Raw genomic sequence first — 14,060 nt, 5'->3', positions numbered from 1 at the left:
CTGCGTAGAGTATTTGGTCGTACTTCTATTTTACGCAGAGAGTCAAGCGTGTCTCTATTTACATTTCATGGAACTAGTTTTGGGCAAGTACAGTTACATTAATAAAAATTAGTTACGAAAAATTCCTCTAAAGAAAAAGAAGTGTCGAGCATGCTTCGTCTAAATGTTAAACACTTCTTAGATAACCATAAGATCCGCACTTGACTACGTATCGTGGCAGATATACATGGATAAAAGTAGACAGAATGTTGGGGAGAAAAGTCGGGAAAGACATGAGAAGGGAATTTACTTTCCTATTTCAAAACTAAAAAGTAACTCTGATGATACTATAAGAAATAAATTCCCGGGATTAGAAGATCATAACCCAGAAATAAAGAATATTCTTGAAAGTGTCCAAGGATTTATGACAGTAGATGGGGTAAGTTGGACTAACAATCTTGTTGAACTTAGTAATAACAATAAACATAGAAGCCTCACAGCACAGAAAAAAAGGAAACAGTATATATTAATAAATTTGTTACTAGCGACGATAATGTTAAAATTACTAATACAACCTTTGTAGGGGAGAATGTTTCCTCAGCCTTCGGTATGAATGACCTTGATATTACAAATATGACACTAGGTGACTTTTCTAGTAAATTTACTTATGAGGGTAACGTGGAGGTCGAATTTAAATTTAAGGATATTGATCAACCTGTATTGGCGGTGCTTGATGATATCTTTTACGGTGCGTCTGATGTGCTCGGCAAGCTCTCAGATGCTCTCACGGTATCAAATACAGAGTAACATCACCTGAAAGAAAGAACCGCAGCCCACACGCAGGGTTTGCAGTTCTTTCTCGTTCTTCCCGTCAAATCCCCTTACATATAGCGCGGCATGCCCGTCCGGGTAGTTTCCCTCACCCAAGCCCTAACGCGCTGATTCCACGGTAAAACCACGCAAAAAAGAGCCGTATGGTTAACGACCCGGTGTGTCTCAATATTTAATATTCCATAATTTTGAATCCGCGTGTATACTGGAAAGTGGACAAGAGCGGGCTTTGCCTACCTTCATATGAGGGGAGGTGGTAGCATGTCCACCTATGAGACACTTATCCTTATGATTTCGTTCGCTACATTAATAGTGTTAATTATACGTACTAAGCAGAAATAACCGCCCTCTCACCAAAGACTGCGGTTATTTCTCCGAAGATGTACCGCTCTTGTCCACTGTAAATTATGATTTACAGTGGTAATTCAATTTTACCCGCAAATGTAACGCATTACAATATATCTAATATAGTTATTTTATAATGTATAACGAAAACACCGCTGACTTACGTATAGGGTTCGCGGTGTTTTGCGTTTAATCTGAATTTTGTGAAATAGTCTACGCGTTAATTTGTTAAAGTTAAGTACCCCCAAGGCCCCCGTCGCGGGTGGCCGAATCAGGTGGCGGAATAATCCGCGCCCCAAAATAAACCTGGGGGTTTATGATTAGTCGACGTCGACCAAATTGCACAGATATACGCTTCTAATCGGTATAATAAAGGTATCGGTAAGGGAATAACGCGGGTAGATTTGTGGTCTGTACGATGGATAACACGTTATTTTGTGGGGTTTTTAGTTTAACGTTGACTGAACGTAGGACAGAGCGGAGACAATTACGAGCTGGCAGCGATGAGGTCAGGGGTTCGATCCCCCTAGGCTCCATAATCAAGAACGCCATCACATTATTGTGATGGCGTTTTTTTGTGGTGAAATAAATCAGAACTTGCATTAATTAAGTAGAATTTTGGACTTGGGGACAAGTTTTAAGGGTAGCAAATACTAAAAGTCCTGACCGTGGAGTTGTCAAAAAAAGTACAGTTTGAAAACAAGGAGACCCTTCCGGCTGGATATTGTTCAGCCGGAAGGGGCTTTATTTATCTGTATACGCTCTCACTTTGCCAGATATTCGACGAACCTTACAAAGATCGTGGCTACTTCGGCGCGGGTGGCGGTGGCTTTGGGAGCAAAGAAGTTGTCCGACTTGCCTAATACAATGCCGATGTCCCGCAGCGCCTGAACGGCCTCCAACGCCCAAGAGCTGATCTCACTCTCGTCCGTGAAGGACTTAGAGTGGCTTTCAGGTATCTCATAGCCTTTGTACTTCATGTAGTTGTACAGTATCACCAGCATTTGCTCGCGCGTCATCGGTGAATTGGGGTCAAACAGGTCTGCGTTTGTACCGTTAACTATGCTTTTTTCGGCCGCCCACTCGGCTGCCGCGGTGTACCATTGTCCGTCCGTCACGTCGCTAAAGCGGGAACTCGTGTAGCTGGAGAGATTTACGTTCTCAAGATTGGCCAGTACCTGCACGAACATTGCACGCGTCATTGCGGTGCCGGGTGAGAACGTCGTGGACGTCGTGCCGTTGAAAAGATCGTATGTGTAGGCGAAATTTATATAGCTGTAAAACCAGTCGTCCATGTTGGCATCCCTGAAAGGATTGCCCGATAGCACGAGGAAGCCCAGTGGGGTGGCGTCATCAAATGCCAGCTCCGTACCCTCACGGATGTTCAGCGACATGCCGTTATCTAAGCTAACTTTTGCGCCGCTCGGTCCCACCACAACCGCTCCGCCGCTCCGTATCTTCGATCCGCCGTGGATATGCACACGGTTACCGTTAGGCAGGTTCACATACGCGTCTTTGCCGCCTACTGTAACCGTACCGTCGCTCGCGATCGTCGAACCTCCCGAAATGGTCACTGTGCTGTTGCCGCCGGGTAGTGTCACTTCGGCGCTCTTGTCTGCCGGAATGGTTACCTTACCGTTTGAGTCTATCGTTGTGCCTTCGGGCATCTTAATCTTCGTCCCGCCTTTGGTCGTAATCTCGCCGCCACCTGGGAGGGTGGTGTTGCCGTTTTTGTCTGTGACCGCGGGCTTATCCTTCGGTGTATTCACTGTGTAGGTCGACTTCAACGTTCCAGCATCTGTCCCGGTGCCCGTATTGTCGGTGTTGCCCGTATTACCAATGTTGCCGGTGTTTCCGGTGTTGCCCGTATTGCCGCCAGAATCAGGCACAGTGGGAGTCGTCGTCTTCATCGGCGTCGTCGTCGCACTGATCTCCGCGCCGTCGCCCTTTGCATTCACCGCGATGATCGTGAAGTTGTAGCCTTGGCCGTTTGTCAGGTTCTTAAAGGTATATTGGGTCTCCGCCGCATCCAGTGTGACCGGCGTCACGTTGCCATACCATACCTTGTAGCCCAAGATCGCACTGCCACCGTCGTCAGCAGGGGCGGTCCAGCTTAATGTGACCTGTCCGTCACCGGCTGTCGCCTTGAAGCCGCTCGGAGCACCGGGCACGACCGGTTTTCTCTGCGAGAACATCCAATCAAAGACGTCTGTGTAGTCATTGTTCCAAGCCGGCAAGTTAGAGGACTGCGCCGTGGGAGCTATGCTCCAATTCCCCATAGTTATCTGGTTGTAAAGAACCGCCGTTTCAACTTCGTGCGCTATGTAATCAGCCAGAACAGGTGTGTTGGCCGGATTCGGCCTCAGATTCGGCTGATCAAATTGATTGTAGGGCCACGTAAGTGCCTCATTACTCTCAAAGCGCGAAGCCCTTGCATTGATCATTTTCGGCATATTGTTATTGATAAAGTTATTGAGGTTAGTCTGGTAGCTTCCAACATTATGAGCATTTAAAAACATCCAATAGGCCAGATTGTTGTGAGCGTCGTTGTCCTTAGCATTCGGTGAACCGCTTACCGGGGCCATAGGTGCGGCGGCGGCGAAGAAGCCAGGATGGCTGTTAACTAAGTTGTTTGTATACTGGCCGCCCCATGAGAAGCCCGCCGCGTAAACACGATTAGGGTCTACTTCGCCGCTGGCAATCAGCGCGTCTATGACCTTCTTAACATTTTCTGTTGAGGGAACAGATACGCCATTATAGGAAATATTCAGTACATGGCTGGCGTACTTGTCAGGATTTTTCTCCATTTTTTTCATTAGAGCGACCGAGCCGTTGGCGGATTTCATGGCCGCTTTTTGGTCTGTCGCAGCGTTTGTGCCGCCGCGTGACATGCCGTGGGTATAAACATACAGCGGCAATCCTTTGATCACTTTACCGTCTTCATCCTTGTGAAGGTAGAGTGAGCGATTGACCGAATTGTCCGTGAATGTTGTAAACTTGTCAAGGATCGGATTCACAACTTTTTCCTGTTCAAAAACCACGTTGCGAAGTGGACTCCCTTCTGTCAGTACGATCTCTCCGTTTGGGACGATGTTGTAAACCTGCTTTGTCGAGTTACTGCTGCCATCCAGCGTTGTTTTGCCGCCACTCGCTGAATAAAACTCAGACTCAACTACGATGTAACGGCCACTCGCCAGTCCGTCCTGATAATCCGGTGAATTGCTTACCGGCCCCAGATAGCCGCGTACCTTCGGTTGGTCATTAGCATATACCCTTGTGATCTTGCGCGTCCCTTCAAAGGTCACCGCCTCGCCGTTCAGGGTTGTGTTCCTGGCTGACAAGGTAAACAAGCCCGGATTAAGCTCGGAGCCTAACGCTGCCTTCCCCTCGCCTAAGTCAATGATGACAGCCGTTGTGTACTCGCCACTGGCGAAGTTGTCATTCCATACGATAAAGGGAAGTATCCCCGCGTCCGGATCGTTCTTGAATGTCACATGAATGGTATGGTTAGTCTCAATATTCGAAAAGGTATAAGTGCCAGCAGATAGAGTCACGGTCTCGCCGTCTACCGTTACAGTATCCACAATTTTGCCGGAATCGGGAGTAAACGTAATTTCTTTGTTAGAGCCCCGATCTACTCTCAGCACATCGCCGGGTGGGTTCGACATTATTGAGCCGCCCGGTCCCGCAGTGGCGGTAATTGATAATCTGGTGTCCACTTCATTGGCTGAGATGAGCTGCAGGCTGTCTGTAAATGAATCAGCGCTGGTATAAGCTGCGTCTGGAACTCCAAAAGAGGAAACGACTTCATAGCGGTCACCGCCCTTTTCCGTTGAGTTATTAATATAAACCTCAAAGGTAAGCTTGCCCTCCTCCAAGGTCAAGGTTCTTTTGGGTATTCTCATCTCCACGATATATCCTGTTTCCGTGATCTGGGTCCATGCAGCTCTGCCCGGAGCGGCCTGCCCTGAGAACACACCCGTCGCGCTGACGCGCCATTGGTTTGAGCCTCCGGTTCCGGTGCCGACATAAAACTCCAGGCTGTCGTACTGGTGATCTCCGCCAGCTCCCTGATATAGATTACTGTCATTCACAACTACTCGGGAATACAGGTAGTCATGGTCCCAAAGGATTCTGGCTGTGCCCGTGGCATGGGGTTTGGGGTCGGCGGGCACAGTGCTTTTGTTGATGTGATGCTCCATAGTCTGGCCCCAGAGTGGGTCGTTTGACCCGAGTTCGGGAGTTCCAAAAATGGCGGTGGGTGTTTCATTCGCTTCTGCGTTCTCGATGTTGTCAGTGGCGGCGGCATAGCTGGTAGGCATTAATGACGCCACCATTACCAAGCAACAGAGGAACGCGAGCATTCTGCTAAATCGTTTTGGCATAAATGAAAATCCTCCTTATTTTTCGATCCGGTGCGCCCATGGCTTACCGCATCGTAATTCGGACACGTTGTCCATATGACAAGCGCCCAACTATATATATTATGTTTATCAGGCGTTCAATCCTTTAATTTAAACATAGAGGATATTTAGAATGAAAACGATTACTTCGAAGTATAGGGATAGTGTTGAAGTTTGCGTGAATTGCAATAAAAAAATCCACCTTATGAACAAGATACTACATTGAATTGGAAGTGTTGAAGACGTAATATGAGAAGAAATGTAAGCGCATTCTTTTTTTAAAAAAGCGTATCTCTATTTCCTTGAGCGAGGTGGTCTGTTTTAAAGGTGAGAGATATGGGTTGTATGCTTCTGAAAATTAATCGAAGGGAAGAATGCTATGCGGAAGCAAATTACAATCCTAATGTTAGTTTTACTTATGACCTTCAGTAGCTGGTTTAATCTTGTTCTGCCATTTAGCAATCAAGCTTCAGCGGACACAATAACACCAACGATGTTGGCGCATTATCCATTGCTTGAGGATGTACAGGATATATCAGGTAATGAAAAGCATGGAACGGCCGTAGGAGACATTACGTACACCGATGGTCTCACTTTACCTGGGGGAACAGATAGTAATACAAACTACGTTCAGCTTCCTACTGGTTTGTTTGATCATCAAGAAAATACAACGATATCTGTATGGATCAAGAGCAACACTGGAAGTGGGAACTACTCAGCATTATTCTACGGTACTCCAGCAGCTGGCAATAACTTGCCAACGAATTACTGGATGTTTAATCCATCGAATCCAGGTGGTGATTTTAAGTCAGTATTTACGAATAACAATAATGTTGACCAGCCTTGGACGACTGAGGTAGGGGTATCAGGCACTTCAACGACACCGTACGACGGTCAATGGGTGCACTATACGACGGTTATTACAGAACGCTCTATTGCAGGTTATATCAACGGTGTTCATATAGGCACGACCGCGAAAGAGAAAACAACAGCAAGTTTTGGTACGGATTTGCATGCTTACATCGGACGCTCCAATTATTTAGGGGATGCTACTTTTGCGGGTAGCTTTCAAGATTTAAGAATTTACGGAGAGGCACTAAATAATGAAGATATCGCTGTAGTATATGAACAATCGTTTAATGAAAAGCAAGTACAACAAGGCAAAATAGAGCTAACGTTAGGAGACATATCGGCAGTTACAGAATCTCTTGAACTGCCTACTGAAGATAAGAATGGCGCAATGATCTCATGGACTTCTAGTGATGAGAGTGCGATCAGTCCAACCGGGGAAGTGTTCTTACGAGAAATGGAGCAACAAGTGACGTTAACTGCAACCATTTCTTTAGGTGGAAGCCAGGCAACGAAGGAGTTTATTGTTACCTTACTACCTAAGGATGACTCTATTGAGCAGATTGCCGTTAAGAGTGTCTTGCTTAATGAACCTACATTTATTTTATCAGTGGGGGACAGCGAGATATTAGTAGCTACTATTTCACCTTCAAATGCAACAAATAAAAGAGTTATCTGGGCATCTAGTGACTCCAGTGTAGCGATTGTCAATTCAACGGGTAAAGTTACAGCTGTTAGTGAAGGTACAGCCACAATTACGGTACAGACTGAAGATGGAGAGTTTACAGCTACATCAGCCGTTACCGTTAAGGGAAAATCGCTAAAAGATGATCTTATTCTTCATTACAACATGAAAACGACTGAAGAAGTAGACGGTCAACTCGTACTGAAGGATGTTGCCAACAAGGCAGTTACATTTGACGGAATATTTAGAAATCCAAATAATGGACAATTCATTTCAAACAGTGAGGTTGGCTTTGTTTCCTTCAATGGTGGAAGCTCTACATCTAATAGTGGGCATGTTGAGATTCCTAAGGGCTCAAATGGACTAGATCTACTACACGGTCTGAATGAGATTACAGTATCTTCAATCGTGAACTGGACGAATGATGGGACGAATCGCTGGATCTTCGGTTTGGGTACTGTATTAACACCAGAAACGAACAAATATTTCTTCGTAACACCACGTCACGGTAGTGGATCAGGTAATATGATTGCTACAGGTATCTCTAAAAATGGCTGGCCGAACGAAGCATTAGTTACAGGTAGCGCAAACTCAAACCTTATCGGTGGGCAGTGGAAGCATGTAACGGTGTCCTTGTCCGAAGCTAGCAATAGGATAACGTTATTCGTGGATGGAGCTAAGGTTGCTTCGGGTAATGCAAAGGGACTAAAGCTGTCAGAAATTATTAATCCGGATGCTACTTTCTCTGGCTTTATCGGTAAATCAATCTTCTCAAACGATCCATACCTTCAAGGTAGCGTAGCTGATTTTCGAGTATATGATCGCGCGTTGACGGAGCAAGAAGTAGGAGAGTTATATCAACAAGAAGGAGCAACTCACATCTCCAAAATACGTCAGCTCACTGTTGATGATGCAGCGAATCAACTTAACATCAGTCGTTACTTAGGTGAAGGCGATAAGAGTACCGATAAGATAACGAGAAACGTTGCATTACCAACAAACGGTAAAAACGGCGTGAGCATTACTTGGAGTTCTAGTCATCCTACTGTCATTTCTAATCATGGCACGGTACAACGTCCAGCTGTTCAAGTAGGTAATGTTCAGGCAGAGCTTACGGCTACTTTAACGTATCAAGGCGTATCAACTACAGCTGTATTCCCTGTTACGATCTTGAAGCAATTCGATGATCAGCAGAAGGTTGATCTGGACGCTGAACAAATAGAGATCTACAATGCTGACAACATTAAAGGTAACTTACGTCTTGTTGCTACAGGTGAACAAGGCTCCACAATTACATGGGTATCTAGCAGACCGGCAGTTGTGAAAGGAACGGCTGAAGCGGCTAGTGACGCTACACAGCTAGGCTGGGTAAGCCGTCAAGCTACGGATACGCCCGTTACGCTAATAGCTACAATTACGAATGGTGCAGCTTCTAAACAGCTTACGTTTAACGTTACGATTAAACAAGCAATTGCGCCAGTGCAGCATGATGCTTACTTCTTTGCGTACTTTACAGGTGAATATGAGGGTGGTGAAGAGATATCCTTCGCTACAGCAGAAGATCCATTGTTCTGGAAAGGGCTGAATAATGGTAAGTCGATCCTTCAATCTGATATGGGTGAAAAAGGACTTCGAGATCCATTTGTTATTCGGTCACCAGAAGGTGATAAATTCTATATGCTGGCAACCGATTTGAAAATGGGCGAAAGTACAAATTTCGACCAAGCTCAAATTACGGGTAGTCATTACATGATGATATGGGAGTCGGAGGATCTCGTTCATTGGAGCGAGCAGCGTATGATCGAGGTTGCTCCTAAGACTGGAGGAAATACGTGGGCACCAGAAGCTATCTATGATCCAGTAACTGGAGAGTATATCGTATTTTGGGCATCATCGATGAAAAACACTGAGACATATGGTGATTATAACGGAAGACCTGCAGGTCAGTACAATGTGATGTACTACGCAACAACAAGAGATTTCTACAACTTCTCTGAGCCAAAGGTCATGATTGATGAGTCACTTCCGACCATTGATACGACGTTTATTGAGCATAATGATATGTTGTACCGATTCACCAAATCAGAAGTAAATACTAAAGTGTATGTGGAGAAAGCACCCACTTTTTATTATGACAAGGACAATATTGCAGCTAACGGCCTTCAATACGACGCTGTTCCGGGTACACGTGATAATAAACTTGGCTTGATCGGAAATAATGGCAACAACGAAGGGCAAACGATTTTTAAGGATAATAATAAAGACAAATGGTATCTGTTCCTTGATTCATGGCCATATCATGTCCGATATACAACAGATCTGGATAGTAGCACGCAATATATGAACAATGTATTAAGTAGTGATAAATATGCACTGCCGCCAGGACCACGACACGGAACGGTAATTCCAATCTCACGTGCAGAGTATGATACTTTGCAAGAGAAGTATGCATGGAAAGGTCCAGCACCATCAACAGACCCGGTTGTACATTACTCATTCGATGCAAATACAGTGAGTGGTACAACGTTAAATGACATTTCTGGTAATGGTCATCACGCAACACTCGTAGGTGGAGCAACGATTAATGAAGAGGATCGTATTGGTAAAACGGGTGGTGCACTAGAGCTTAATGGATCAACAGGATATTTGAAGCTGCCAGATAACTTGATTCAATCCTTGAATCTGGAGAAGGCTACGTTCTCTACGTGGGTTCAAATGGACAGGAATCAAGCAAATCAAAGAATATTTGATTTTGCTTCCGACACAGGCAGACAGGTTAACCGCAACACCATGTACTTGAGCACACAAGGTGATACAGGTAGTCTAGAGTTTGCTGTCGTAACACCTTTTACAGAGAAATTTAGCAATGACAGCACGCGACTGGGATCAGAATATAAATATGCGGTGAGAAATTCCGGGCTATTACCAACGAAGACTTGGCAGCATGTTGCAATTACAATGGATGAATTTGATGCCGTATTGTATGTGAATGGTCAAGAGGTTAAACGTAGCTCGACATTTAACGTTGAGCCGAGAATGTTACTGGAAACAACGATGAATTATATTGGTAAATCGAGAAACGGCTCTCATAGTTTATTTGATGGTAAATTTGATGATTTCCGTATCTATAATCGTGCATTATCCGTTGAAGAGATTGCAACATTAGCTGATGAAGACGTTACTCCTCCAGTAGAGCAGCCATCTGGGGCAGAGCTCATTCTTCACTACGATATGAATGATATCGATGGTGCGACGGTTATTGACCAAACAGGAAACTTCAATGGAAAATGGATGAATCCGTCTAAAGCAGAATGGATTCGTACACAAGATGCTGGTGTACTAAGCTTTACTGGTGGCACAACTAACTCTTATGTAGAACTACCACAAGGAGTTGTTGATGGATTAACGGATATGACCGTTTCATCCATTGTGAACTGGAGCGGTAAAAACGCTGCGGAGTGGTTATATGCATTAGGAAGACCAAACAATAATACGCACTATACGTATTTCACACCACGTTATAACGCTAACGGTCTAGCTCGCCTTGGTATCGCGACGAATGCTTGGAATAATGAGTCTTCAGCTTCTACCACGGGCTTAAAGAATAATGAATGGAAAGTAGTTACGACTGTTGTTTCAGGCACGGAAGGTACACTAACGCTGTATATTGATGGTGTTGCTGTTGCATCAGGCTCAACGAATGGAATGACACTAGAACAAATAAAAAATACTTCAGGCAGTAGTGGAACCATCGGTAAGTCATTCTATCCAGCTGATCCATACTTCGGTGGTATGATTGCAGACTTCCAAATCTATGATGGTGCTATGACTGCGGCTGATATTACATCACTTAAGGCCCATTCGGATCAGAAGATTGCTTTAATGGAGGGCATGCTTGTATCGGCTGCGACAGAGAAATTAACGATTGTTGATCTTCTTGCTTCTAATGCATCAAAAGATGCGATTATAAGCAATGTTACATTGCCAACATCAGGTGCTTATGGCACAACAATAAGCTGGACTTCAGATAAGGGGAATGTCATCTCAACTACAGGTGCCGTAACTAGACCAGCTAACGCAAAAGGTGATCAGGTTGTAACGTTAACAGCAGTATTTACAGATGGTACAGAGACAGTTAACAAAACTTTTCAGTTGACGGTTAAGGCATTGCCAAACGATGTCACTTCTGTAGATGAAGCAAAAGCAGCACTAGTCGTTCATAACATTAATGATGTAAGAGGTCATATCGCACTACCAACATCTGGTCTATACGGAACAACAATTACTTGGGCTTCTGCTCAACCGAACGTCGTTTCAGTTACTGGAGAAGTAAAACGTCCGGCACACGGTAGTGGAAATGTAGACGTGAAGCTTACAGCTAAGATTACATTAAATTCAGCATCCACTACGAAGGAATTTATTGCGAAGGTGAAGGAACTGCCTGTTGATGAAAAATATGCGGGATACTTTTTCACATATTTCACTGGAGAAGGTACTGCAACAGGCGAGCAAGTTTACTTTGCACTAAGTAACGGTAATGATCCGTTGAACTGGCGAGAATTGAATAATGGTAAACCTGTATTGACCTCTACCTTAGGGGAGAAGGGGGTACGTGATCCGTTCATTATTCGTTCGCCTGAAGGTGATAAGTTCTACATGATCGCTACCGATCTGAAAATTAACGGCAATGGTAACTGGGGTAGAGCACAGACATGGGGCAGTCGTTCCATTATGGTTTGGGAATCGAATGATCTAGTCAATTGGACAGATCAACGCATGGTAGAGGTTGCACCGGAAGAAGCGGGTAATACATGGGCACCAGAAATTATGTACGACAACACAACGGGTGAATATATCGTATTTTGGGCATCAAGAATGTTTGATGACGCATCCCATACAGGCGATGCTTATCAAAAAATGATGTATAGCAAGACAAGAGATTTCTATACGTTTACTGAACCGCAAGTATATCTGGATTATGGATATTCAATCATTGATACAACGATGATTGAGCATGAAGGAAAAGTGTATCGCTTTACGAAAGATGAGCAAAACAACGGAGCTTCTGCTCCATTTGGCAAGATGATCTTCCAAGAGGTGGGTGACTCGATCTTAGATCCAACCTTCAAGATGATTAATCAAGGCGTTGGTAACATCAAATGGGTTGAGGGTCCAACGATCTTCAAATCGAATACCGATAAAAAAATGGTATTTATTCGTAGATGAGTTTGGTGGAAGAGGTTATGTTCCATTCGAGACAACAAATCTTGCATCAGGTGTCTGGACATTATCTTCTAACTACAACTTACCAGCTAGTCCGCGTCACGGAACGGTAATTCCAATTACACAAAGTGAGTATGATGCACTCAACGGGAAGAACGTACCCGTTAGCGGAATTAGCTTGGACAAACCGACGTTGTCAATCGTAGAAGGTCAATCAGGGCAATTGACAGCTACGGTAGCACCAGCTAATGCAACGAAAAAAGCAGTAACATGGAGCTCTAGCGATACAGCTGTAGCGACTGTAAGTGCGACAGGTCAAGTAACAGCGGTGGCACCAGGAACAGCAAGGATTACAGTAACTACAGTGGATGGTGGTTTATCATCAAGCGCTACGGTAACGGTAACACCATTGGTTGATGGAACACCACAAGCACCAAACAGTGGTAATGGAAATGGTGGCGGTGACGGTAACATTCCTGCACCTACAGTACCAACAGCTCCAGGTGGAAATGAGCCAGTGGTCATGGACAACGGCCAAATACACATTAAGCCGGTCGTAAATGAGAGCGGTGCTTCTAAAGTGAAGTTAAGTGCGGATACGGTGAAGCGTGCGCTTGATCAAACGACAGGCGGCAAGTTACACATGCGAGTTGAAGCTGATGAGAGCTTGAACGGGCTAACGATTGAGCTCGCATTAGATGCGCGCTTAACAAGTGGATCTTCTACGGTAGATCGCATTGAGATCAACACAGGCTCTGCAGTTGTAACCGTGGCAACCGAATTGCTTGGAACAGGAACAAGTGCGGGAAAAACGTTAGGATTGTCGATTAAGAAAATTGCAGCTAATCAACTGCCAGCTGGCGCACAAGCTCAGCTGAACGGTGAGGTCGTATACGATATTGAGCTAACGATGGATGGTAAGAAACTTACAGAGTTTGATGGCAGAGATGATCTCGTGATTGAATTGCCATATACACTAAAGGCTGGCGAAAATCCAAACAACGTCGTCGTATACGATGTGAAGGACAACGGAGCGCTAAGAGTGGTGACGAATGGTAAATACAATGCAGCGACAGGAAAAGTAGAGTTCAAGCCAACGTATCTAAGCAAGTATACGATAGCGTATGTTGCAACGAGCTTTAAGGATGTGACCCAAGACTGGGTGAAGGATGCGATCTCAGCATTGGGAGCAAGAGGCATTGTGAAGGGTGTAGGCGATGGCGAGTTTAATCCGAATGGTCAAGTGACAAGAGCAGAATTCATCACCATGCTGATGAATATGTTTGAACTATCGGATGAGAGCGCAACGACAAGTTTTAATGATGTGAAGCAAGGAGAATGGTACCATGGAAATATCGCAACCGCACAGAAGCTGGGGATTGTGAACGGGAAACCAGATGGACGATTCGGAGTTCATGAGAACATTACACGAGAAGATATGGCGGTTATGGTATACAAGGCGATCCAAATGAAGCAACTGGCGTTAGCAAGTGGTGAAGCTACAGCCTTCAAGGATGAAGCACACATCGCAAGTTATGCGAAGCAAGCGGTAGAGACAATCCAGGGAGCAGGCATCATAAACGGTGTAGGTAACGATGAGTTTGCACCGAAGAAGAATGCCAGCCGTGCAGAAGCAGTAGTGATGATCTATAATTTGTTGGGTTTGATGTAGACACGTTAAGTATAAGGCAGTTGCTATTGATTCACTCAGATAATAAAGTTGGGCGGAAGAACTTGTTCCGTCC

The 14,060-nt window shown here is 44.8% G+C and carries 6 protein-coding genes; 5 read left to right on the top strand and 1 reads right to left on the bottom strand.

Annotated features, from left to right (window positions below; translation table 11 throughout):
- The first annotated feature begins 226 nt into the window (after window positions 1-226).
- From J2Z28_RS30105 to J2Z28_RS31885, 3 genes are all read left to right on the top strand, one after another.
- Complete coding sequence (locus J2Z28_RS30105) at window positions 227-562, top strand: hypothetical protein (protein WP_211085658.1); 336 nt, start codon at window positions 227-229, stop codon at window positions 560-562.
- A 95-nt stretch (window positions 563-657) separates the two neighbouring features.
- Entirely contained in the window at window positions 658-786 is a 129-nt protein-coding gene (locus J2Z28_RS31600; RefSeq protein WP_280530875.1) for a hypothetical protein, read from the top strand.
- 267 nt (window positions 787-1,053) lie between these two features.
- Window positions 1,054-1,152: a putative holin-like toxin gene (locus J2Z28_RS31885; protein WP_353883448.1), complete on the top strand. Its 99-nt coding sequence runs from the start codon at window positions 1,054-1,056 to the stop codon at window positions 1,150-1,152.
- Between the two features lie 767 nt (window positions 1,153-1,919).
- Here the strand turns inward: J2Z28_RS31885 and J2Z28_RS30100 are convergent.
- A complete protein-coding gene (locus J2Z28_RS30100) occupies window positions 1,920-5,540 on the bottom strand; it encodes an S-layer homology domain-containing protein (RefSeq protein WP_211085657.1) in 3,621 nt (1,206 codons plus the stop codon).
- A 397-nt stretch (window positions 5,541-5,937) separates the two neighbouring features.
- On the opposite strand from J2Z28_RS30100, the gene J2Z28_RS30095 reads away from it, so the two are divergent.
- Complete coding sequence (locus tag J2Z28_RS30095; protein ID WP_211085656.1) at window positions 5,938-12,318, top strand: immunoglobulin-like domain-containing protein; 6,381 nt, start codon at window positions 5,938-5,940, stop codon at window positions 12,316-12,318.
- Window positions 12,239-13,987 (top strand): S-layer homology domain-containing protein, encoded by a 1,749-nt coding sequence (locus J2Z28_RS30090; RefSeq protein WP_342357566.1) that lies wholly within the window; start codon window positions 12,239-12,241, stop codon window positions 13,985-13,987. Before J2Z28_RS30095 ends, J2Z28_RS30090 begins: the two co-directional genes overlap by 80 nt.
- The last annotated feature ends 73 nt before the right edge of the window (window positions 13,988-14,060 follow it).

The sequence above is a fragment of the Paenibacillus xylanexedens genome (assembly GCF_017874615.1).
Taxonomy (GTDB): domain Bacteria; phylum Bacillota; class Bacilli; order Paenibacillales; family Paenibacillaceae; genus Paenibacillus; species Paenibacillus xylanexedens.
Note: the sequence above shows the minus strand (reverse complement) of the source record. Positions and strands in the feature narration are given on the sequence as shown.

Bases quoted from the DNA above. Each gene is read 5' to 3' on its own strand.
- J2Z28_RS30105 (WP_211085658.1), top strand. From the start codon at position 227: ATGGATAAAAGTAGACAGAATGTTGGGGAGAAAAGTCGGGAAAGACAT.
- J2Z28_RS30095 (WP_211085656.1), top strand. From the start codon at position 5,938: ATGCGGAAGCAAATTACAATCCTAATGTTAGTTTTACTTATGACCTTC.
- J2Z28_RS31885 (WP_353883448.1), top strand. From the start codon at position 1,054: ATGAGGGGAGGTGGTAGCATGTCCACCTATGAGACACTTATCCTTATG.
- J2Z28_RS30100 (WP_211085657.1), bottom strand. From the start codon at position 5,540: ATGCCAAAACGATTTAGCAGAATGCTCGCGTTCCTCTGTTGCTTGGTA.